16 protein-coding genes and 1 pseudogene are annotated in these 18,375 nt (G+C 69.9%); 10 read left to right on the top strand and 7 right to left on the bottom strand.

All coding sequences use genetic code 11. The features are described 5' to 3' along the window. From ST3T6A_RS21690 to ppk2, 5 genes and pseudogenes are all read left to right on the top strand, one after another. Positions 1-232 (top strand): annotated as a pseudogene (locus ST3T6A_RS21690) (LysM peptidoglycan-binding domain-containing protein); the annotation flags it as partial. 67 nt (positions 233-299) lie between these two features. Next, positions 300-1,976 carry a protein kinase domain-containing protein gene (locus tag ST3T6A_RS0108755; protein ID WP_026359550.1) on the top strand — a complete coding sequence of 559 codons (1,677 nt, stop codon included), beginning with the start codon at positions 300-302 and terminating at the stop codon, positions 1,974-1,976. A gap of 12 nt (positions 1,977-1,988) precedes the next feature. Continuing rightward, a complete protein-coding gene (gene tagH / locus ST3T6A_RS0108750) occupies positions 1,989-3,005 on the top strand; it encodes a type VI secretion system-associated FHA domain protein TagH (RefSeq protein ID WP_019832539.1) in 1,017 nt (338 codons plus the stop codon). Then, a complete protein-coding gene (locus ST3T6A_RS0108745) occupies positions 3,002-3,814 on the top strand; it encodes a PP2C family protein-serine/threonine phosphatase (RefSeq protein WP_019832538.1) in 813 nt (270 codons plus the stop codon). Before tagH ends, ST3T6A_RS0108745 begins: the two co-directional genes overlap by 4 nt. A gap of 78 nt (positions 3,815-3,892) precedes the next feature. Continuing rightward, positions 3,893-4,651 carry a polyphosphate kinase 2 gene (ppk2, locus tag ST3T6A_RS0108740; RefSeq protein WP_019832537.1) on the top strand — a complete coding sequence of 253 codons (759 nt, stop codon included), beginning with the start codon at positions 3,893-3,895 and terminating at the stop codon, positions 4,649-4,651. On the opposite strand, the gene ST3T6A_RS0108735 is transcribed toward ppk2, so the two are convergent. Next, the gene (locus ST3T6A_RS0108735) at positions 4,648-5,232 is read right to left on the bottom strand and encodes an arylesterase (protein ID WP_037538169.1); all 585 of its coding nucleotides are present in this window, start codon (positions 5,230-5,232) and stop codon (positions 4,648-4,650) included. The genes ppk2 and ST3T6A_RS0108735 overlap by 4 nt on opposite strands. 47 nt (positions 5,233-5,279) lie before the next feature. Between ST3T6A_RS0108735 and ST3T6A_RS0108730 the strand changes: the two genes are divergently transcribed. The 3 genes from ST3T6A_RS0108730 (at position 5,280) to ST3T6A_RS0108720 (ending at position 9,080) form a co-directional block, all read left to right on the top strand. Next, on the top strand, positions 5,280-6,002 hold the full coding sequence (locus ST3T6A_RS0108730) for an ABC transporter ATP-binding protein (protein WP_051103430.1): 723 nt from the start codon (positions 5,280-5,282) through the stop codon (positions 6,000-6,002). Continuing rightward, positions 5,999-8,494 (top strand): ABC transporter permease, encoded by a 2,496-nt coding sequence (locus ST3T6A_RS0108725; protein WP_019832534.1) that lies wholly within the window; start codon positions 5,999-6,001, stop codon positions 8,492-8,494. Before ST3T6A_RS0108730 ends, ST3T6A_RS0108725 begins: the two co-directional genes overlap by 4 nt. A 61-nt stretch (positions 8,495-8,555) precedes the next feature. Next, positions 8,556-9,080, top strand: a complete 525-nt coding sequence (locus ST3T6A_RS0108720) for a hypothetical protein (protein ID WP_019832533.1) — start codon at positions 8,556-8,558, stop codon at positions 9,078-9,080. 4 nt (positions 9,081-9,084) lie between these two features. On the opposite strand, the gene ST3T6A_RS0108715 is transcribed toward ST3T6A_RS0108720, so the two are convergent. After that, on the bottom strand, positions 9,085-10,371 hold the full coding sequence (locus tag ST3T6A_RS0108715; protein ID WP_019832532.1) for a glycoside hydrolase family 130 protein: 1,287 nt from the start codon (positions 10,369-10,371) through the stop codon (positions 9,085-9,087). A gap of 116 nt (positions 10,372-10,487) precedes the next feature. Between ST3T6A_RS0108715 and ST3T6A_RS0108710 the strand changes: the two genes are divergently transcribed. Next, a complete protein-coding gene (locus ST3T6A_RS0108710) occupies positions 10,488-11,294 on the top strand; it encodes a TrmH family RNA methyltransferase (RefSeq protein ID WP_019832531.1) in 807 nt (268 codons plus the stop codon). On the opposite strand, the gene ST3T6A_RS0108705 is transcribed toward ST3T6A_RS0108710, so the two are convergent. The 3 genes from ST3T6A_RS0108705 to ST3T6A_RS0108695 all read right to left on the bottom strand — a co-directional run bounded on the left by ST3T6A_RS0108705 (position 11,291) and on the right by ST3T6A_RS0108695 (position 14,769). Further along, positions 11,291-11,479: a hypothetical protein gene (locus tag ST3T6A_RS0108705; protein WP_019832530.1), complete on the bottom strand. Its 189-nt coding sequence runs from the start codon at positions 11,477-11,479 to the stop codon at positions 11,291-11,293. The genes ST3T6A_RS0108710 and ST3T6A_RS0108705 overlap by 4 nt on opposite strands. Beyond that, on the bottom strand, positions 11,476-12,657 hold the full coding sequence (locus tag ST3T6A_RS19720) for an HD-GYP domain-containing protein (protein WP_051103429.1): 1,182 nt from the start codon (positions 12,655-12,657) through the stop codon (positions 11,476-11,478). Before ST3T6A_RS19720 ends, ST3T6A_RS0108705 begins: the two co-directional genes overlap by 4 nt. 81 nt (positions 12,658-12,738) lie before the next feature. Further along, positions 12,739-14,769 (bottom strand): protein-disulfide reductase DsbD family protein, encoded by a 2,031-nt coding sequence (locus ST3T6A_RS0108695; protein WP_019832528.1) that lies wholly within the window; start codon positions 14,767-14,769, stop codon positions 12,739-12,741. Positions 14,770-14,892: 123 nt separating this feature from the next. On the opposite strand from ST3T6A_RS0108695, the gene ST3T6A_RS0108690 reads away from it, so the two are divergent. Further along, entirely contained in the window at positions 14,893-16,557 is a 1,665-nt protein-coding gene (locus ST3T6A_RS0108690; protein WP_037538160.1) for an alkaline phosphatase family protein, read from the top strand. A gap of 147 nt (positions 16,558-16,704) precedes the next feature. On the opposite strand, the gene ST3T6A_RS0108685 is transcribed toward ST3T6A_RS0108690, so the two are convergent. Continuing rightward, positions 16,705-17,637, bottom strand: a complete 933-nt coding sequence (locus tag ST3T6A_RS0108685; protein ID WP_019832526.1) for a right-handed parallel beta-helix repeat-containing protein — start codon at positions 17,635-17,637, stop codon at positions 16,705-16,707. A gap of 74 nt (positions 17,638-17,711) precedes the next feature. After that, the coding region (locus ST3T6A_RS0108680; RefSeq protein ID WP_328285232.1) for a vitamin B12 dependent-methionine synthase activation domain-containing protein at positions 17,712-18,375 on the bottom strand (664 nt) is incomplete at its 5' end.

Here is an 18,375-nt window from a genome sequence, read left to right as displayed (position 1 = left end):
GCCGCCCGAGACCCGTCCGGCCAAGCCCACGCCGCCGCCCGCGCCGGCGGCCAATCCCGCGCTCGCGCGGCAATTGCGCAGCGCCGGGCTGAACGCGCTCAACCAGGGTCAGGTCGGCCGTGCGCTGACGCTATTGCGCCGCGCCGCGCTGCTCGATCCGGCGAACCCGCTGATCGCGCGCGACCTCGCCCGCGCGGAGCGCATCGCCCACGCCGTTCAGGTCAAGAGATAAGCGGAACGATTGCTTAACCATGACTGGGGTATAGGATGATCGGCGGAGTCTTTTCCGGGAACGCAACATGACGATGCTCGGCCGTTACAGGATCGACGATCGCATCGGCGAAGGCGCGATGGCGGAGGTGTTCCGCGCCTACGACACGGGGATCGACCGTGTCGTGGCGATCAAGGCGCTGAAGGCCGAATATCGCAGCGACCCCGATCTCAGCCGCCGCTTCGTCCGCGAGGCGACCGCCGCCGGCACGCTTAACCATCCGCATATCGCCACCATCCATGACGTCGGCGAGGCGGACGGCACCGCCTATATCGCGATGGAGATGGTCGCCGGGCAGCCGCTCGACGAGGTGCTCCAGACGCATGGCCGCATGGGCTACGAGCGGGTGCTCGCACTGGGCATCCAGATGGCGGATGCGCTCGCCTACGCCCATGCGCGCGGCATCGTGCATCGCGACGTGAAGCCTTCCAACATCCTCATCTCGGCCGATGGGCAGACCGCCAAGCTGCTCGACTTCGGCGTCGCCCGCATCGGCGAGGCGGACCCGGTGTCCGGCGACGCGCAGCTGCTCGGCACGCAGACCAGCCTGATGATCGGCACGCCGCGCTATATGAGCCCCGAGCAGGCGCTCGGCCTCACGGTGGACCATCGTTCGGACCTCTTCTCGCTGGGTGCCGTCCTCTACGAGATCCTGACCGGCAAGCCCGCCTTCTCGGGCGGGACGCTTGCCACGCTGATGCTCCAGATCGCGCAGGCCGAGCCCGAGCCGATCGCCCATCTCGCGCCCGATTGCCCCAAGGGCCTGCGCTTCATCATCGACAAGCTGCTGTCCAAGAAGCCGGAGAAGCGCTTTGTCGATGGCGACCAGCTTCTCGCCGCGCTCCGCCGCGAATGGGAGGCCTGCCGCCATGAGGAGCGCCCCCGCCGCCGGGGCCTCGCGCTGCGCTTCAAGCTGCCGCTGATGCTGGCTGGCGCCACCGCGCTGGCGCTCGCCGCCAGCGTCACCGCCGTGCTGGACCGGCAGGAGCGCGTGCTCGAGCACATGGCCATCGTCTCGGGCTCGTCGATCACGGCCTTCGTCACCGGCAACGCCGCCGTGCTCGCTGCCGACAATGCCAGCCTGCCGCCCGAGCAGCAGGACTGGGCGCCGCTCCAGGCCTTCATCGAAACGGCCGGGCGCGACGACAGCATCGCACGCCTCGTCATCGTCGACGGCACCGGCATGGTCCGCGCCGCGAGCGACCGGCAGCTTGTCGGCCGCCTCTATGTCGCGCCGCGCGGGGAAACGCCGGTTTCCTCGGCCAGCCACGACGTCGTCACCGACGTGGCGGACCCGAACGGGCTGACCGGCTTCCGCTTCGTGAGCCCGATCCGTTATGCTGGCGCCGATTTCGGCAAGGTCGACCTCGTGCTGCGCCGCTCCTCGCTGGACGCGGCGATCGCGACCAGCCGCGATCTGCTGATCGCGCTCTCGGCCTTCGTGATGCTGGTGGTGCTGCTGATCGGCTGGCTCAGCGCCGACCTGATCGAGCGTCCGCTCCGCCGCCTGCAACAGGCGCTGGAGGATGCGGCGGAGGGCAATTTCTCCTTCCGCATCTCGCATCGCCGCCGCGACGAGTTCGGGGCGACCTTCGATGCCTTCAACCACGCCGCCGCCGCGCTGGAGCCCCGTCTGGCCGCCGCGCCGGCGGAGGAGGAGCCGTCGCTGACATCCACCATCGTCGCACCCCGCCAGGCCGCCTGAGGGAAGACCGCCATGTTCATGCTGCGTCTGTTCGATGAGAATGACCCGGTTCATCCCATCGACGCGCGGCTGCTGCGCGACGGCGTGCTGAGGATCGGCCGCGATCCGGCTTCGGACTGGCCGATCCCGGATACCGACCGCGAAATCTCGCGCCGCCACTGCGAATTCCACGCGCAGGACGGGCGGCTCAGGGTGCGCTGCGTCGGCGCCAACGGCGTCTATGACGGGGCGACGGGGCTGCGCCTGCCCGACGACACCGACATCCTGCTCGATCTGCCGAGCACGTTGCGCCTCGGCCGCTTCCGGCTGGTGGCGGCGCCCGCGCCCAGCGAACAGCTCTCGTCCGGCGCCGAGACGCGCACGATGATCCTGTCCCAGCCGCTCGGCAGCTCCACCGAGGTGCCCGGCGAATGGGCGGACGGCCCGTCCGAGGCGCCCGTCTTCGAGGACGGTTCGCTGCTGGAGGCCTTCTGCCAGGGCGCGGGGCTCGACGCCTCCAGCCTTTCGGCGGAAGACCCGATGGAGATCATGCGCCGCGCGGGCGCGGTCTATCGTCAGATGGTGCTCGGCATCGGCGACCTGATGGCCGAGCGGGACCGCGCACGCAGCCGCTTCAACCTCAACCAGACGACGATCGGCGACACGGGCAACAACCCGTTCAAATGGGCGCCCACCCAGCGCCTCGCGATCGACCTGCTGCTGGCGGGGACCAACGGCTTCCTCTCCGGCCCGGCGGCGCTGAAAGCCTCGTTCACCGACATCAAGCGCCATCTGGTGGCCACCTTCGCGGGCCTTCAGGCCTCGCTGCGCGTCGCGATCGACAGCTTCGATCCCGAGGAGATCGACGCCGCCGTCGGCAATCGCACCTCGCTGCTCAAGAGCCGCGCCACGCTCCAGTGGCAGGAGGTGGCCGGACGCCATGCCGACCTCCGCCACCAGATCGACGAGGATACGGGCGGATCGCTCGACGAGGCCTTCGTGCGCACCTACGGCAAGATCGCCCGCGTGCTGGAGCATGGCGAATCATGACGTTCCTCCCGCGTCTCGCGGGTTGGTTCCGCGGGGCATCCGTCACGCGGCCGGCGGTTGAGGCGCAGCCGCTGCGGCGCCCCGTCTCCGTCTCGCGCAGCCATGTCGGCCGGGTGCGGACGATCAACGAGGATCGGGTGCTCGACAGCACCGCCGCGGGCCTCTGGGCGATCGCGGACGGCATGGGCGGCCACGCCTCGGGCGATCTGGCGGCGCAGGCGGTGGTGAGCGCGCTCCACCGGCTTTCCGAAAGCGCCGAGCCGCTCGACGGCAGCGCGATCGAGGCGGCGCTGATCGAGGCCGGACGGCGTGTCCATGACGGCGCGCGGCGGCGGATGGCGCAGAGCGGGTCGACCGTGGTGGCGCTCCATATCGATGGCCCGCGCGGCACCGTGCTGTGGGCGGGGGACAGCCGCGCCTATCGCCTGCGCGGCCAGCGCATCGAGCGGCTGACGCGCGATCACAGCCTGGTGCAGGACCTGATCGACGCCGGTGCGCTCCGCCCCGATCAGGCCGATCATCATCCCGACGCCCATGTCATCACCCGCGCGCTCGGCACCGCGCCCTATGTCGCGGTCGACCGGCGGGATATCGACGTGCGCGACGGCGATCTCTTCCTGCTCTGCTCGGACGGGCTGTCGCGCGGATGCCTCGACGGCACGCTGTCGGCGACCATGGGCGGATCGATCCGGGACATGGCGGACCGCCTCCTCGCCCGCGCGCTGGAGGCCGGCGGGAATGACAATATCAGCCTGTTGCTGGTCGGCGTGGGCGAGCCCTGGGAGACGGACGAGAATCATGACGACTGAACAGCCGCTGCGCCACGGGCGTCACGAAACAGGAGGGTTCGTTCGGAACCGTAACGGCTGTGGGGCGTCGTTCCCCGCATGAGCCAACAAGATTATCAGGCGGAGCTGGAAACGCTCCAGGTCGCGCTGGTCCGCACGCAGGCCGCAGCGATGGAATCCGGCGAGCGCATCGTGCTGGTGCTCGAAGGACGGGACGGCGCCGGCAAGGACGGATCGATCAAGCGCATCACCGAGCATCTCTCGGTCCGCCAGACGCGCACCGTGGCGCTGCCCAAGCCGTCCGACCGCGAGCGGACGCAATGGTATTTCCAGCGCTACATGGCCCATCTGCCGGCGGCGGGCGAGTTCGTGATCTTCAACCGCTCCTGGTACAACCGGGCGGGCGTCGAGGTGGTGATGGGCTTCTCCACACCGGACGAGCAGGCCGCCTTCCTGCGCGACGCGCCGGACTTCGAGCGGATGCTGGTGGAAAACGGCATCAAGCTGGTGAAGCTCTGGCTCGACATCAGCAAGAAGGAGCAGGAAAAGCGCCTCGAATCCCGCCGCACCGATCCGCTGAAGGCGCTGAAAGTGTCCGACATGGACAAGGTAGCGCAGGAGAAATGGTCGGAATATTCCGACGCACGCGACAAGATGCTGTCGCTTACCCACACGCCGCTCTCGCCGTGGCACGTCGTGCGCGCCGACGACAAGAAGAAGGCCCGCCTCGCCATCATCCGCCATCTGCTGCGCGAGGTCGCGCCCAAGAAGGTCGCCTCCAAGGTGGACGCGCCCGATCCGAAGCTGCTCTTCCCCTTCGAGGCGAGCGCCATCGAGGACGGCCGCCTCGCCCGCTAGGGCTTCAGCGCCGCGCGCACGCTCGGCAGGATGCGGCCGACGATGATCGAGACGCCCTTGGCGTTCGGATGCATCCCGTCCGCCTGGAGCAGCGTCATGTCCGCCGCCACCCCGTCGAGGAAGAAGGGGTAGAAGCGCGCGCCATAGCGCTTCGCGAGACGCGGATAGATCGGGTCAAAGCCGCGCGCATAGGCCGGCCCCATGTTCGGCGCGGCGCGCATCCCGGCGACCAGCACGCGGATCTGCCGCCGCTTCAGCTCGTCCATGATCGCATCGAGATTGGCGGCCGTCTGCGAAGGCGGCATCCCGCGCAGCATGTCGTTCGCGCCGAGTTCGAGGATCACGAGATCCGGCTTCACGCCCAGCCCGCGCAGGCCCCAGAGCAACCGTGCCTTCCCTTGGGCGCTGGTATCGCCCGTGATCCCGCCGTTGCGCACCGTCGCGGGGACGCCCGCCTTCTGGAGTGCCACCTGCAACTGGCTGGTGAAGCCGTCCGCCGGCGGCAGGCCATAGCCCGCCGTGAGGCTGTCCCCCAGCGCCCAGATCAACCGGCCCGCCGCCTCGGCCGGCATCGCCGTCATCAAGCCGAGATAGACAAGCGCCCAACGCCCACCATATCTCCAGAGCCGTGCCATCCTCAGCCTCTCCGCAAGCCGCCGCTTCCCCCGATAGCATCGTGATCGAGGCGCGCAATCTGACGCTCTCGCTCGGCCGTCCGCCGGCGCGGGTCGACATCCTGCGGGGCATCGACCTCGCGGTGACGGCAGGCGAGAGCGTCGCGCTGCTCGGGCCGTCGGGCTCGGGCAAATCCTCGCTGATGGCGGTGCTGAGCGGTCTGGAGCGGCCGAGCGGGGGCAGCGTCCAGGTGGCGGGTCTCGACTTCGCGCAGATGGACGAGGATGCGCTGGCCGTCGCCCGGCGCGGACGGATCGGGATCGTGCTGCAAGCCTTCCATCTGCTTCCCACCATGACCGCTTTGGAAAATGTCGCCGTGCCGCTGGAGCTTGCCGGAGAACCGGACGCCTTCGCCCGTGCCGAGGCGGAGTTGAAGGCTGTCGGCCTCGGCCACCGCACCGGCCATTATCCCGCCCAGCTTTCCGGCGGCGAGCAGCAGCGCGTCGCCATCGCCCGCGCGCTCGCCCCCCGCCCGGCCCTGCTCTTCGCCGACGAGCCGACCGGCAATCTCGACCATGCCACCGGCATCGCGATCATGGACCTGCTCTTCGAGCGCCACCGCGAGGCCGGCGCGACCCTGGTCGTCATCACCCACGATCCCTCGCTCGCCGAACGCTGCGAGCGGGTGGTGTCGCTGGAGGACGGCCGCATCGTCTCGGACCGGCGCGCCGCATGAGGCTGAGCTGGCGGCTGGGCCTGCGCGATCTCCGGGCCGGCGGGCGCGGGCTGTGGCTGCTGGTGCTGTGCCTGTTCCTCGGAACGGCTGCGCTGGCCGGGATCGGGAGCCTCTCCGCCAGCATCCTCGGCGCGCTCGACGACCAGAGCCGGGCGATGCTCGGCGGCGATCTGGAGATGCGCGTCTCGCAGCGCCGCGCGACCGTCGAGGAAGGCGCCGCCTTCGCCGCCGCCGGCCCCGTCGCCGAGACGATCCGCGCCCGCGCCATGGCCGAGCCGCTCAACGGGCAGGCGCCGGCTCTGGTGTCGCTCAAGGCCATTGACGATCGCTGGCCGCTGGTCGGGCGCTTCACGCTGGAGCGCGGCGCGCTGGCGGGGCGGCCGCACGGGCTTCAGGTGGCGGTCGCGCCCGTGCTGGCGGATCGGCTGGGCGTCCATGTCGGCGATACGATACGCATCGGCATGGCGCAGCTCCGCATCGTCGGGCTGATCGACAACGAGCCCGACCATCTCGGCGAAGGCTTCAGCCTCGGGCCGACCGTGCTGGTCGACATGGCCGGGCTCGACGCGACGGGCGTGATCCAGCCGGGCAGCCTCTATGAGAGCCGCTATCGTCTTCTCCTGCCGCCGGGCACGGATGCGGCAGGGATCGGCGACGGCTTCATCCACCGCTTCCCCAGCGCCGGCTGGAGCAAGCGCACGCCCGACGATGCCGCCGGTTCGCTCAAGAAGGGCATTGCGCAGCTCGGCCAGTTCCTCCTGCTCGTCGGCCTCGCGGCGCTGGCGATTGCGGGGGTCGGCGTCGGCAGCGGGGTGAGCGCCTATCTCGCGGGCAAGACGCGGACCATCGCCACGCTCAAGGTATTGGGCGCGCGATCGGGGGCGATCGCGGCGATGTTCCTGTTGCAGCTCGGGCTGGTGGCGGGCGGCGGCATCCTTGGCGGCCTCGTGCTCGGCGCGGCGGTGCCGGCGATCGTGGAGGCGGTGGTGGGCGACGCCTTGCCCGTGCCGCCGCGGCTCGCCGTCTACCCGGTGCCGCTGCTGGTGGCGGCCGCGCTGGGGCTGCTGGTGGCGCTGCTCTTTGCGCTGCCGGCGCTCTCCCGCGCCCGCTCGGTGCCCGCCGCGACGCTGCTGCGCGACAGCCTCGCCCCGCTCACCCGGCCGAGCCTCGCGACGCTGGCCGGCATGGCGGCGCTGCTCGCGGCCCTGATCGGGATCGCCGTGCTCACCGCCAGCGACCGGAGCATCGCACTCGGCTTCGTCGGGGCGACGGCGGCGCTGGTCGTGGGGCTGTGGCTGCTGGGCTTCGGGCTCCGCCTCCTGCTCGCCCGCCTGCCGAGGCCGCGCCGGCCCTTCTTCCGGCTCGCGCTTGCCAATCTCCACCGTCCGGGTGCGCAGACCGACCGGCTGGTGGTGGCGCTGGGCCTCGGCTTCTCGCTGTTCGTGGCGCTGGCGGTGATCGACACCAGCCTGTCGAGCGAGATCCACGCCGCCGCTCCGGCCCGCGCGCCGCGATTCTTCGCGATCGATCTCCAGCCCGAGGACTCCGCCCGCTTCCGGGCCCTCATCACGCAGGCCGCGCCGAATGCGCGGATCGAGACGGTGCCGTCGCTGCGCGGCTCCATCGTGGCGCTGAAAGGCCAGCGCGTCGCCGACATGAAATCGATCCCCGACGGCGCATGGATATTGAAAGGCGACCGCACGATCACCTGGTCCGCCACCGTGCCGCCACGCAATAGCGTCGTCGCGGGGCGCTGGTGGCCAGCGAACTATCGGGGCGAACCGCTCGTCTCGATGGAGGACAAGGCGGCCCAGACGCTCGGCCTGCATGTGGGCGACACGATCACCGTGGCGGTGCTGGGCGTCGAGGTTCCGGCGCGGATCGCGGCGCTGCGCAAGGTGGACTGGGGTGGACTCGGGCTCAATTTCGCGCTGGTCTTCTCGCCCGGCTATATCGAGGAAGCGCCCCATGGCCTGCTCGCCAGCGTCTATGCGCCGCCTGCCCGCGACGGCGCGATCGCGCGCGCGGTGGCGGTGGGGCTGCCCTCGGTCACGATGGTCCGCACCGGCGACCTGATCGGGCAGGTGGGCGATCTGCTCGGCCAGATCGCGCTCGCCATCCGCGCGGCGGCGGCGGTGACGGTGGCGGCCGGGATCGTCGTGCTGGTCGGCGCAGTGGCGGCGTCGGGACGGGCGCGACGCTATGACGTGCTGATCCTCAAGCTGCTCGGCGGGAGCCGGCGGCAACTGCTCGGCGGGCAGGCTCTGGAATATGCGCTGCTCTCGGCCCTGCTCGTCGCCGTGGCGATCGCGGTCGGAGGCGGCGGCGGATGGTATGTGGTGGTCAAGGTCTTCGCCCTGCCCTTCGCGCCGGACTGGGCGGTGGTGGCAGGGACGCTCGCCGCCGCGATCGCCATGACGCTCGGCATCGGCGTGCTCGGCAGCCTGCCTGCGCTCGCCGCCCGCCCCGCCGCCGGTCTGCGCGAGATGTGAGCGGATCGGAAATGCGCTACAGCGGTTGGAAGATGGTTCGTCCCGCCGGCCGGAGGATTTGATGCGCGTCGCCCTGATTCCCATGCTCGCCCTGCCGTTGCTCGCCACCGCTCCCGCCGCCGCCCAGCAGAAGAGCGGCGTCGAGCGCGCCGCCACCGCGCCCCTGCGCGACACGCGGATCAAGGACGACAAGATCCCAGAGATCCTCCAGCTCGCCGCGTCCGCCCCCTATTCGCTGAAGGGCATCAGCACCTGCGCCAGCATTTCGGCCGAGGTGGGCAAGCTCAACGCCGCGCTCGGCGCCGACGTGGACGTGCCGGGCAAGAAGAAGGGCGAAGGCTCGGCCATCGCCGCCGCCGCCGCCGGCGAGGCGGTGCGCAGCATCATCCCCGGCCTCGGCCTCGTCCGCGTGGTGACGGGCGCGGACAAGCAGCAGCGCCGCGTCGAGGCGGCCGTCTATGCGGGCTCGGTCCGGCGCGGCTATCTGAAGGGCATCGGCCTCGGCCGGCACTGCTCGCCCCCCGCCGCGCCCACCAGGCAGGCACAGCTCGACACGCCGGAGATCGTCGCCCCCGAAGCGGACTGACGCCTCACTCCATCGTCGCGAGCAGGTCGTCCACCGAGATGGTGGCGAAGGTCGCGAAATTGTCGGCCACGCCATAGGGCAGCAGCAGCGTGCGATCATGCACCATCGCGCCGCAGCTATAGACGACGTTGGGCACATAGCCGTCCCGGTCCTCGGGGCCAGGGCGGAGCAGCGGCTCGCGGGTCCGCGCCAGCAGCTTGGACGGGTCCTTCTTGTCGAGCAGGCAGGCGCTGATCGTATAGTTCCTGACCAGCCCGACCCCGTGGATCATCACCAGCCAGCCCTCGTCGATCTCGATCGGCGAGCCGCAATTGCCGATCTGGACATATTCCCACGGCCAGAAGGGCGTGACGATCTTCTCCGCGCCGTTCCAGGTGTGGAGATCGTCGGAGCGGAGCAGCCAGATATTCTCGTTGTCGTGCCGGCTCAGCATCACATAGCGGCCGTCGATCCGGCGCGGGAAGAGCGCCATGCCCTTGCCGCCCGCCGCGTCGCCCAGCAGCGGGCGCATCTCGAAGGTGCGGAAATCCCTGGTGCTGAGCAGCTCGGATCGGATGTCCGCGCCGCTATAGGCGGTGTAGGTGCCGTAATAGGTGCAGGCCCCGTCGTCGTCGACGAAGCGGACGAGGCGGACGTCCTCGATCCCCTGCCGCTGGCTCGGCGCCATCGGGAAGATCACCGCCTCGGACAGGTCCTGGCTCTCCTCGAAGAAGAGGCGGATGGCGGATTCGTCCGTCTCGCCCTCGATCCGTTCCATGCGGGGCGGCACGGCATAGGGGCTCACCGGGTCCACCTCGACATATTTGCCCGGCACCCAGGTGCCCGTGCGGAAGGTGACGGAGGAGACATGCCCCTCCCCGATCCCGCGCAGGGACATCAGGAAGCGGATGCCGCCTTCGGGCAGGCCGGACTGATCCCAGTGGATCACGATGCTGGGGTTGAACAGCGCGGCCGCCTCGAAGCTGTATTCCTCGCTGAAGAAGCCGCCGATGACGAGCTGCTGGGCGTGGCTGATGCCGTCCCGGCTGCACAGGCCCTCCATCTCGTGGAAGCGGCGGATCAGGATTGTCTCCATGTCGCGATGCCGCTGGCCGAGGATGGCGGTGGTGCGTTCGAGCCCGAGATGCAGCCAGCGTTCGTCGAGCTTGAGCAGCCGGTCCACGATCCGCTGCGCGCGCGGATGGCTGGGGACGGCGAAACCCGCCGGGTCGGAGGGCGAGAAGGGACGGATCACTGTCCGCGATGCATCCGGCCGGAGCGTGATCGACAAGTGGCGCACGATGTCCGTCATGGCTCGAACCTTTCCCTACCCGCCCTCGATCGAGGATTGTGCGCCTAAACGGGCGACCCGCCAAACGGCTCCGGCCATTGGCGTGGCGGGCGGCATGGCCTATCGCGCGGGCCATCATGCCGACGATCCTGCCCGTCTCCGAACCCGACGATCCCCGGATCGAGGCCTATCGCAATATCCGCGAGCGCGACCTCGTCGGCCGCGAGGGCCTGTTCGTGGCGGAGGGGCAGGTGGTGCTGGCGATGCTGATCGCGTCGGCGGCCTATCGCCCGCAATCGCTGCTGATCGCGGCGCACCGCCTGCCCGCGCTCGCCGAGTTGATCGCGCCGCTTTCCGACGACGTGCCCGTCTATGCGGTGGAGCAGCGCGTCCTCGATGCGATCGCGGGCTTCCCGCTCCATCGCGGCATCCTCGCCATCGGGAAGCGGATCGACACGCCCGATGCCGACGCCCTGCTCGCCCGCCTTCCGCAAGAGGCGGACGTGCTGCTGCTCTCGGCGATCGCCAACCATGACAATATGGGCGGCATCTTCCGCAACGCGGCGGCCTTCGGGGTGAAGGCGGTGCTGCTCGACGCGGATTGCTGCGATCCGCTCTATCGCAAGGCGATCCGCGTGTCGGTGGGGGCGGCGCTGCTGGTGCCCTTCGCCCGCATCGCGCGAGAAGAGGACCCGCTCGCCCTGCTCGACCGCCACGGCTTCACCGCTCTGGCGCTGAGCCCCTCGGGCGCGACGACGCTCTCCCACGCCCCCGTCGCGCGGCGCAATGCAGTGCTGCTGGGCGCGGAAGGCCCCGGCCTGTCAGCGGACCTGCTGCGCCGCGCCACCAGCGTCCGGATCACGATGGCGCCGGGGTTCGATTCGCTCAACGTCGCGACGACCAGCGGCATCGTGCTCCACCATCTCGCGGCCGCGCGGGCTTAATCCGCCACCGGGGTACGCCGCAGACGGCGGACGAGGATGAAGATGGCCGACAGCCAGGTCTGCGCGTCCGGAATCTGATGCGCCTCGGCCGCCGCCTTCACGCGCACGATGCCTTCCTCGATGCCGCCGCCGGCGCCATAGCCCCGGTCCAGTTCCTCGGCGCGCTTGATCGCCACAGCCTTCATTCGCCCTCTCCGATCGCGGGGAGCGCCCGGCCCAGCAGCTCATGCGCCAGGTCGCCCCAATCCTCAAATCCCCAGTCGGCCGGGTCCTCCAGCGAGAGGATGCCGGGCGTGCCGATCGCCACATCCTCGGCCGGAAGCATGCAGCTCCTCGATATCGAATAAAAGGAGCGGACCATCGGGCAGGCCGGCTCCTCGGGATTCTCGCCGATCACGATCGCCAGCGTTGCATCGCGGATGCGCACCAGCGTGCCGATCGGGAAGATGCCGAGGCTCGCCATGAAGGCGGACAGCAGCTCGGGATCGAAATGCCCCTTCCAGCGCCGCATCGCGCCGAGCGCGTGCTGGGGCGTCCAGGCGTCCTTGTAAGCCCGGTCGGAGGTCAGCGCGTCATAGACGTCGCAGATCGCGCCCATGCGCGCGAGCAGGCTCAGCCCCTGCCCGTTCCGGCCATGGGGATAACCCGTTCCGTCGACGCGCTCATGATGGCTGAGGCACACGTCCAGCGCGAGTTCGGGGATGCTGCCGCTCGCGCGGAGCAGGTCGTAGCCGTTGCCCGGATGCCCCTTCATCACGGCGAACTCGCCTTCGGTGAGCTGACCCGGCTTGTTGAGGATGTCGCTCGGGATCGCGATCTTGCCGACATCGTGGAGCAGGCCCGCCAGCCCGATCTCGGGCAGCAGCGCCTCGTCCAGCCCCAGATGCCGGGCGAAGTTCATCATCAGCGCCGAGACGGCCACCGAATGGACATAGGTATATTCGTCGCGATTCTTGAGCCGCAGCAGGCGCAGGATGAGCCGCGCGTTGCGATCCACCTCGTCCGCCAGCTCGGCGACGACGGGCGCGAGTCGCTCCGCCGAGATATGGCGCCCCATCCGCACATCGTCGAACAGGCGGATCACCGCCCGCTTGCCCTTCGCGACGGCCCGGGAAGCGCGCTCCCGATCGGGATCGGCGCTGCGCAGGGCGGGCGTCCGGCGGCGCGACGCTTCCGCCGGCGACAGCCCTTTTTCGGTGTCGATGACGATCGCCTCGATCGCGCTGTGCCGCAGCCTGCGCAGGTCGGCCGGGCTCTCCAGCCGGAAGCGGGACTGCCAGAAAGGACGGTCAGCCCAGCTCCCCTCGTAGGACACGATGAACATCCCGAGCTTCACATCCTTGGGAGGGAGCCTGAGGAGCATCGAGCGGAACCTGCCTCGTGGTTGGACGACCTTTCGCGTCGGCGCGGCGGCTATGGTTAGACCTCAGTCGTAAATGAGCCGTTATCGCCGGGCCAGCCCCGCCAGCAGGCCGGGCGTGAGGATCTGGGGCAGCTCCTCGGGCTCGCTCTTGCCGGGCGCGTACCAGAGATAAAGCGGCACGCCGGAGCGGTGATGCGCCTCCAGGAACTTGCCGATCTTCGCGTCGCCGTCAGTCCAGTCGCCGACCATGGTGGTGACGCCGGCCGCGCGGAAGGCGTCCTGCGTCTCGGCGCGCTCGATCGCGGTCTTCTCGTTGACCTTGCAGGAGAGGCACCAGTCCGCCGTGAAATAGAGGAAGACCGGTTTGCCCTCGGCACGCAGCGCGGTGAGCTTGGCCTCGTCGAAGGGCTGCAAGGTGGCGGTCGCCTGCGCTTCCGCCTTGGCACCGCCCTTGGGCAGCAGCGCGATCGAGCCCAGCGCCACCAGCAGCGCCACCGCCGCCGGGGCCCAGGCCGCCGCCTTGAAGCGACGCTGGCGAAGGCCCGTGATCCACAGGCCCAGCGTCAGCAGCATCGCCGCGCCCAGCGCCAGCACCACGCCGTTCGCCGCCGTCTGATTGCCGAGCACCCAGCAGAGCCCCAGCGCCGTCAGGAACATCGGCACCGCGAGAATACGGCGGAAGGTCTCCATCCAGCCGCCCGGCTTAGGGAGGCGCTTCCTCAGCGCCGGCACGAAGCCGAGCAGAAGGAAGGGCAGCGCAAGCCCCAGCCCCAGCCCCGCGAACACCAGCAGCGCGGCCGCCACCGGCAGCACCAGCGCGACGCCGAGCGCGGCGGCCATGAACGGCCCGGTGCAGGGCGTCGCGACGAAGGCGGCCAGCGCGCCGGTCCAGAACGCGCCCGAGACGCCGCCCTTGCCGGCGAGGCCCGAGCCCGCCGTCACCGCGCCCAACTCGAACAGGCCGGCGAGGTTGAAGCCGATCGCGCTGGTCAGCAGGATCAGCACGAGGATCACGCGCGGGTCCTGCAACTGGAACGCCCAGCCGACTTGCGTCCCCGCCGCCCGAAGCGCGAGGATCAGCCCGCCCAGCGCCACGCAGACGAGGATGATGCCGGCGGTATAGGCCAGCGCCTCGCGCCGCACCTCGCGCTCGTCACCGCCCGCACGGGCGAGGCTGAGCGCCTTGAGGCTGAGGATCGGGAAAACGCAGGGCATCACGTTCAGGATCAGCCCGCCGAGGATCGCCCCGCCCAGCGCGATCAGCGCAAGGCCCAGCGTGCCGCGCCCGCCCGTCGCCGGGGCCTCGCTGCCGAGCGGCGCACCCGCCGCCGGAACCACGCCCGGAGCAGCGGTGAAGGACAGCCCGCTCCCGTCGCCCAGCGCCAGCACGCCGTCGAAGCTCTTGGGCGCGCTCGGTCCGGCCTTCGTCTCGATGACGAGCGTGTCGCCGTCGCGGGAGAAGCTCTGCGGGGCGGCGTAATCCACCGCGCCATCGGTCGCCGCGAAGAGATGCGGATCATGTAGCGCCACCGCCGCCGGCAGCGGCACGGCGAGGCGGAACTTGCCGCCCTTCGCCTCGAACGCCACCGGCGAGCCGAGCGGTCGCGGCAGCGCCTTGCGCCACTCCGCGAAGCGCGCCGCCGCCGACGGATCGGCCGCGCCGTCGCCGACGGTCAGCGTCGCCGAGACGGTCGCGCTCTCGGGCACGCAGATGCTGGGATTGCAGACGAGATAATCGAGCTTGGCCGAGACGGGCAGCAGCGTGCCCTTGGCCAGCCCCGCCGGCACGTCGAACGGCACCAGCAGCGCATAAGGCTTCTCGTAGACATGGTTCATCAGCCCCGCGATCACCAGCGTGCCCGGCACCGGATAGGCGGGATCGCCCGCCTTCGCGCCCTTGGGCAGCGTCCATGTGGCGCGCAGCGGGAAGCCGCTGTCGCCCGGCGTCTGCCAATAGCCGTGCCAGCCCGGCTGCGGCGCCATGCTGAGCGCCAGCGTGGTGCGCTGGCCGGCAGCCGGCGTAAGGCTCTCGGGCACCAGTGCGGTGGCGACATGCGGGCCGTCGCCGCCCGGAAGCCCCTGCGCAGCCGCGGGCGTCCCGAGACCGGCCATCAACGCACACAGCCAAGCGACTGTCATCAATACGAAACGTACCACCGCCATCGCCGCCCTTGATCCTGCTCTCACCGCCATGCTTCGTGTGAGCGCGGCGAACCGTTACACTGGGGCATATAGATGCGTTCATCGATGATTGCAGGGGGCTTTGCAGCCCTTCTCGGGCTTGGCACTGCGCTCACGCCGGCGATGGCCGCGCCGCCGCCTGTGAAACCCAAGCTGATCGTCGCCATTTCGGTCGATCAATATTCGTCCGAACTCTATCGCCGCTATCTGCCGAGCTACACCGGCGGGCTGAAGACCCTCTCGTCGGGCGTGTCCTTCCCGGTCGGCTATCAGAGCCACGCCGCGACCGAGACGTGCCCCGGCCACTCGACCATCCTCACCGGCCGCCATCCCTCGGCCACCGGCATCGTCGCGAACAGCTGGTTCGACGCGAAGACGGGCTCCAGCATCTATTGCGTGCAGGCGCCGGGCTCGTCCGATCCGAATGCGCGCGGGCCGCAGAACATGCATGTCACCACGCTCGGCGACTGGGTGAAGGCGCAGGAGCCCGGCGCGCGCAGCTTCGCCGTCTCCGGCAAGGATCGCGCCGCCATCACCATGGCCGGCAAGCACGCGGACGGCGTCTATTGGTGGGTGGACGGCGAAGGCTTCACCACCTCGCCCTTCGCCGGCCCGGCGACGCCCGCCGTCACCCAGCCGGCCGCGAAGTTCAACAGCGCCATCCTCGCCCGCTGGAAGGCGAAGAAGCCGGTGCTCTGGGCCGCGCCGTCCGCCGCCTGCGCCGCGCTGGAACAGCCACACCATTTCGGCAGGATCGACATCTCCGGCCGCGTGCCGCCGGATATCGCCGCCCATGTCGAGGACAATCCGCGCTTCCTGAAGACCACGGATTTCCAGGACAATCTCCGCGCCTCGCCGCTGTTCGACGCTGTCGCCGCGGAGTTCGCCGAGCAGGTGATCGCCAACAACCATCTCGGCCACGGCCCCGCCACCGACGTGCTGGCGGTGAGCTTCTCGGCGAACGACTATATCGGCCACCGCTACGGCAATGGCGGCGCCGAGATGTGCGTGCAGCAGGCCTCGCTCGACAAGACGCTCGGCCAGTTCGTGCGCTATCTCGGCAAGCTCGGCGTGCCGGTGGTGGTGGTGCTCACCGCCGACCATGGCGCGACCGACGCCGCCGAGCGCGAGCATGAGCATGACGACAAGGCCAGCCGCCTCGACAGCTTCACCTTCGTGAGCAAGCTCAACAAGGCGGTGATGGAGCAGACGGGGCTCGGCTACGAGCCGATCGTCGGCGACGATCCGCAGCAGCTCACCATCAATGTCGGCCCGGACGAGGCGCTGCGCTCCAAGGTCCGCGAGGCGACGATCGCGTGGCTGAAGCAGCAGCCCGAGGTGCGCGAGGTCTTCACCCGTGAGCAGGTCGAGGCCGCCACCGTCCCGCCGCACACGCCGCCGACCGAGCTGAGCTTCGTCCAGCGCTTCCACGAGAGCTACGACAAGGATCGCTCGGGCGACATCGCGGTCGCCTATGCCGAGCGCACCACCTTCGGGATGCCGCGCGGGCCGGGCGACGTGGTGGCTGGCCATGGCTCGCCGTGGAACCATGATCGCGAGGTGCCGATCCTCTTCTGGTGGCCGGGCGCCACCGCCGAGGCGCGCGCCACGCCGATCGAGACGGTCGACATCGCCCCGACCCTTGCCGCCATCGCCCATGTGAAGACGCCGGAAGTCGACGGCCAGTGCGTCGATCTCGGCGGGAACTGCGCGAAGTAAGACCCAAGCGCGCGCCGCCTCTTTTTCCGTCACCCCGGACTTGATCCGGGGTCCAGCTGCCTTCGTCGGTCAAAGGAAGAAGCGGGATCCCGGATCAAGTCCGGGATGACGGAAGGAGAGAGAGCGAGCCGGAGCGGGTGCCGCCGCTCAGCGGGTCTCGAAGCCCGTGATGCCCTTGGCGATGCTGTTGCCGCTGATCTTGAGCGGTTCATGGCTGAAATCGATCGCGAAGGCCGGGGTGTAGTGCACGCCCGGCGCCAGCGTCGCGGTGTTGCCGGTGATGGTGAGCCCCGCCGACGGATTGGAGCGATCCTCTGCCGCGATCACGATGAAGCCGGAATGATTCTCCTTGTCCGGCCCCTGCACCATCACGTTGCGCGCGACGAGCCCGGTCGAGCCGGAGGGCAGGTCGATGATGTAGTTGCTGGCATGGCCCTGCGAATCGTCGAAGCTGTTGTCCGTGATCGACACCTGCGCCGAGCGGCTCTTCAGATAGTGGCCACCGCGCCCCTTCTCGAACCGGGTGCGCGTGACGTAGAGCTTGCCGTAATGGCCGATGTAGATCGAATGCGCGCAGGCCAGCCCCCGGTCGCAGCGGCCGAGCCCTGAGAAGGTCGAGCGGTCCACCCGGATCGTGGCGCCCGGATCGTCCGCGGAAAGGATGCCCTCCTCCGAATTGCGGAAGGTGGCGTTCATGACGGTCAGGTCGCCATGCTCGATGCGGATGCCGGCGCCGTTGCCGTCGGATACGCGGAGATTCTGGAAGGTCAGCCCGTCCACCATCGCGTCATTCCCGCGCAGGACGAGCGTCGCCTTGCCCTCGCAGATGCCGCCATCGAAGATCGCCGTGCCCGTCGTCCGCGCGCGGAAGGCAACGCGGCCATGCTCGACCACGGTGCAGTCGCGATAGGTGCCGGGCGCGATCAGGATGGTGGCGGCGCCGCCGTTCACCGAGCGCACCGCGTCGTCGAGCCGGTAGAAGCCCTTGCCGGTCTCCTCGACGGTGAAGGGCGCGTTCGACTGCGCCGAGGCGGCCGAGGCGAGGCCGAGGGCGGCGACGGTGAACAACAGGGACTTCATGGGCGCACTCCGATGAGACGGCGCGGACGCTGCCATGCGTCCGCGGCCCTCTCAAGCCCCCGAAACGATCGCCCTTAGTCCAGATTGGGACGCAGCCAGCGCGTCGCCGTCTCCAGATCGACGGCGCGGCGGGTGGCGTAGTCCTCGAGCTGGTCCTTGCCCACGCGGGCGACGCCGAAATATTCGGCATCCGAATGGCCGAAGTAGAAGCCCGAGACGGCCGCCGTCGGGAACATCGCGAAATGCTCGGTGAGCGTGATGCCGGTCGCGTTCGTCGCGTCGAGCAGGTCGAACAGGATCGGCTTGAGGCTGTGGTCCGGGCAGGCCGGGTAGCCGGGCGCGGGGCGGATACCGCGATATTGCTCGCGGATCAGCGCCTCGTTGGTGAGCTGCTCCCCCGGCGCATAGCCCCAGAGATCGGAGCGGACATGCGCGTGCAACCGCTCAGCAAAGGCCTCGGCGAGGCGGTCGGCGAGCGCCTTGAGCATGATGTCCGAATAATCGTCATGCGCCGCCTTGAAGCGGGCGGAATGCGCGTCGATGCCATGGCCCGCCGTCACCGCGAAGCCGCCGATCCAGTCGCCTTGCGGCGAGATGAAATCGGCGAGGCACATGTTGGGCCGGCCCTCGCGCTTCTTGATCTGCTGGCGGAGCATCGGGATGCGCACATCCTCCCCAGCCCGCTGGGGAGGGGGACCGCCGGCGGAGCCGGGGGTGGAGGGGACGGCGTCGCGCATC

The organism is Sphingomonas sp. PR090111-T3T-6A, from assembly GCF_000383095.1.
Classification (GTDB): Bacteria; Pseudomonadota; Alphaproteobacteria; order Sphingomonadales; family Sphingomonadaceae; genus Solisphingomonas.
The sequence above is the reverse complement of the archived record's forward strand: the minus strand, read 5'-3'. Positions and strand labels throughout refer to the sequence as shown.

Coding starts and splice junctions, on each gene's coding strand:
- ST3T6A_RS0108695 (WP_019832528.1), bottom strand. CDS start 14,769: ATGGCCGGTCTCGGGACGCCCGCGGCTGCGCAGGGGCTTCCGGGCGGC.
- ST3T6A_RS0108755 (WP_026359550.1), top strand. CDS start 300: ATGACGATGCTCGGCCGTTACAGGATCGACGATCGCATCGGCGAAGGC.
- ST3T6A_RS0108705 (WP_019832530.1), bottom strand. CDS start 11,479: ATGAAGGCTGTGGCGATCAAGCGCGCCGAGGAACTGGACCGGGGCTAT.
- ST3T6A_RS0108685 (WP_019832526.1), bottom strand. CDS start 17,637: ATGAAGTCCCTGTTGTTCACCGTCGCCGCCCTCGGCCTCGCCTCGGCC.
- ST3T6A_RS0108710 (WP_019832531.1), top strand. CDS start 10,488: ATGCCGACGATCCTGCCCGTCTCCGAACCCGACGATCCCCGGATCGAG.
- ST3T6A_RS19720 (WP_051103429.1), bottom strand. CDS start 12,657: ATGCTCCTCAGGCTCCCTCCCAAGGATGTGAAGCTCGGGATGTTCATC.
- ppk2 (WP_019832537.1), top strand. CDS start 3,893: ATGAGCCAACAAGATTATCAGGCGGAGCTGGAAACGCTCCAGGTCGCG.
- ST3T6A_RS0108715 (WP_019832532.1), bottom strand. CDS start 10,371: ATGACGGACATCGTGCGCCACTTGTCGATCACGCTCCGGCCGGATGCA.
- ST3T6A_RS0108690 (WP_037538160.1), top strand. CDS start 14,893: ATGCGTTCATCGATGATTGCAGGGGGCTTTGCAGCCCTTCTCGGGCTT.
- ST3T6A_RS0108745 (WP_019832538.1), top strand. CDS start 3,002: ATGACGTTCCTCCCGCGTCTCGCGGGTTGGTTCCGCGGGGCATCCGTC.
- tagH (WP_019832539.1), top strand. CDS start 1,989: ATGTTCATGCTGCGTCTGTTCGATGAGAATGACCCGGTTCATCCCATC.
- ST3T6A_RS0108735 (WP_037538169.1), bottom strand. CDS start 5,232: ATGACGGCGATGCCGGCCGAGGCGGCGGGCCGGTTGATCTGGGCGCTG.
- ST3T6A_RS0108725 (WP_019832534.1), top strand. CDS start 5,999: ATGAGGCTGAGCTGGCGGCTGGGCCTGCGCGATCTCCGGGCCGGCGGG.
- ST3T6A_RS0108720 (WP_019832533.1), top strand. CDS start 8,556: ATGCGCGTCGCCCTGATTCCCATGCTCGCCCTGCCGTTGCTCGCCACC.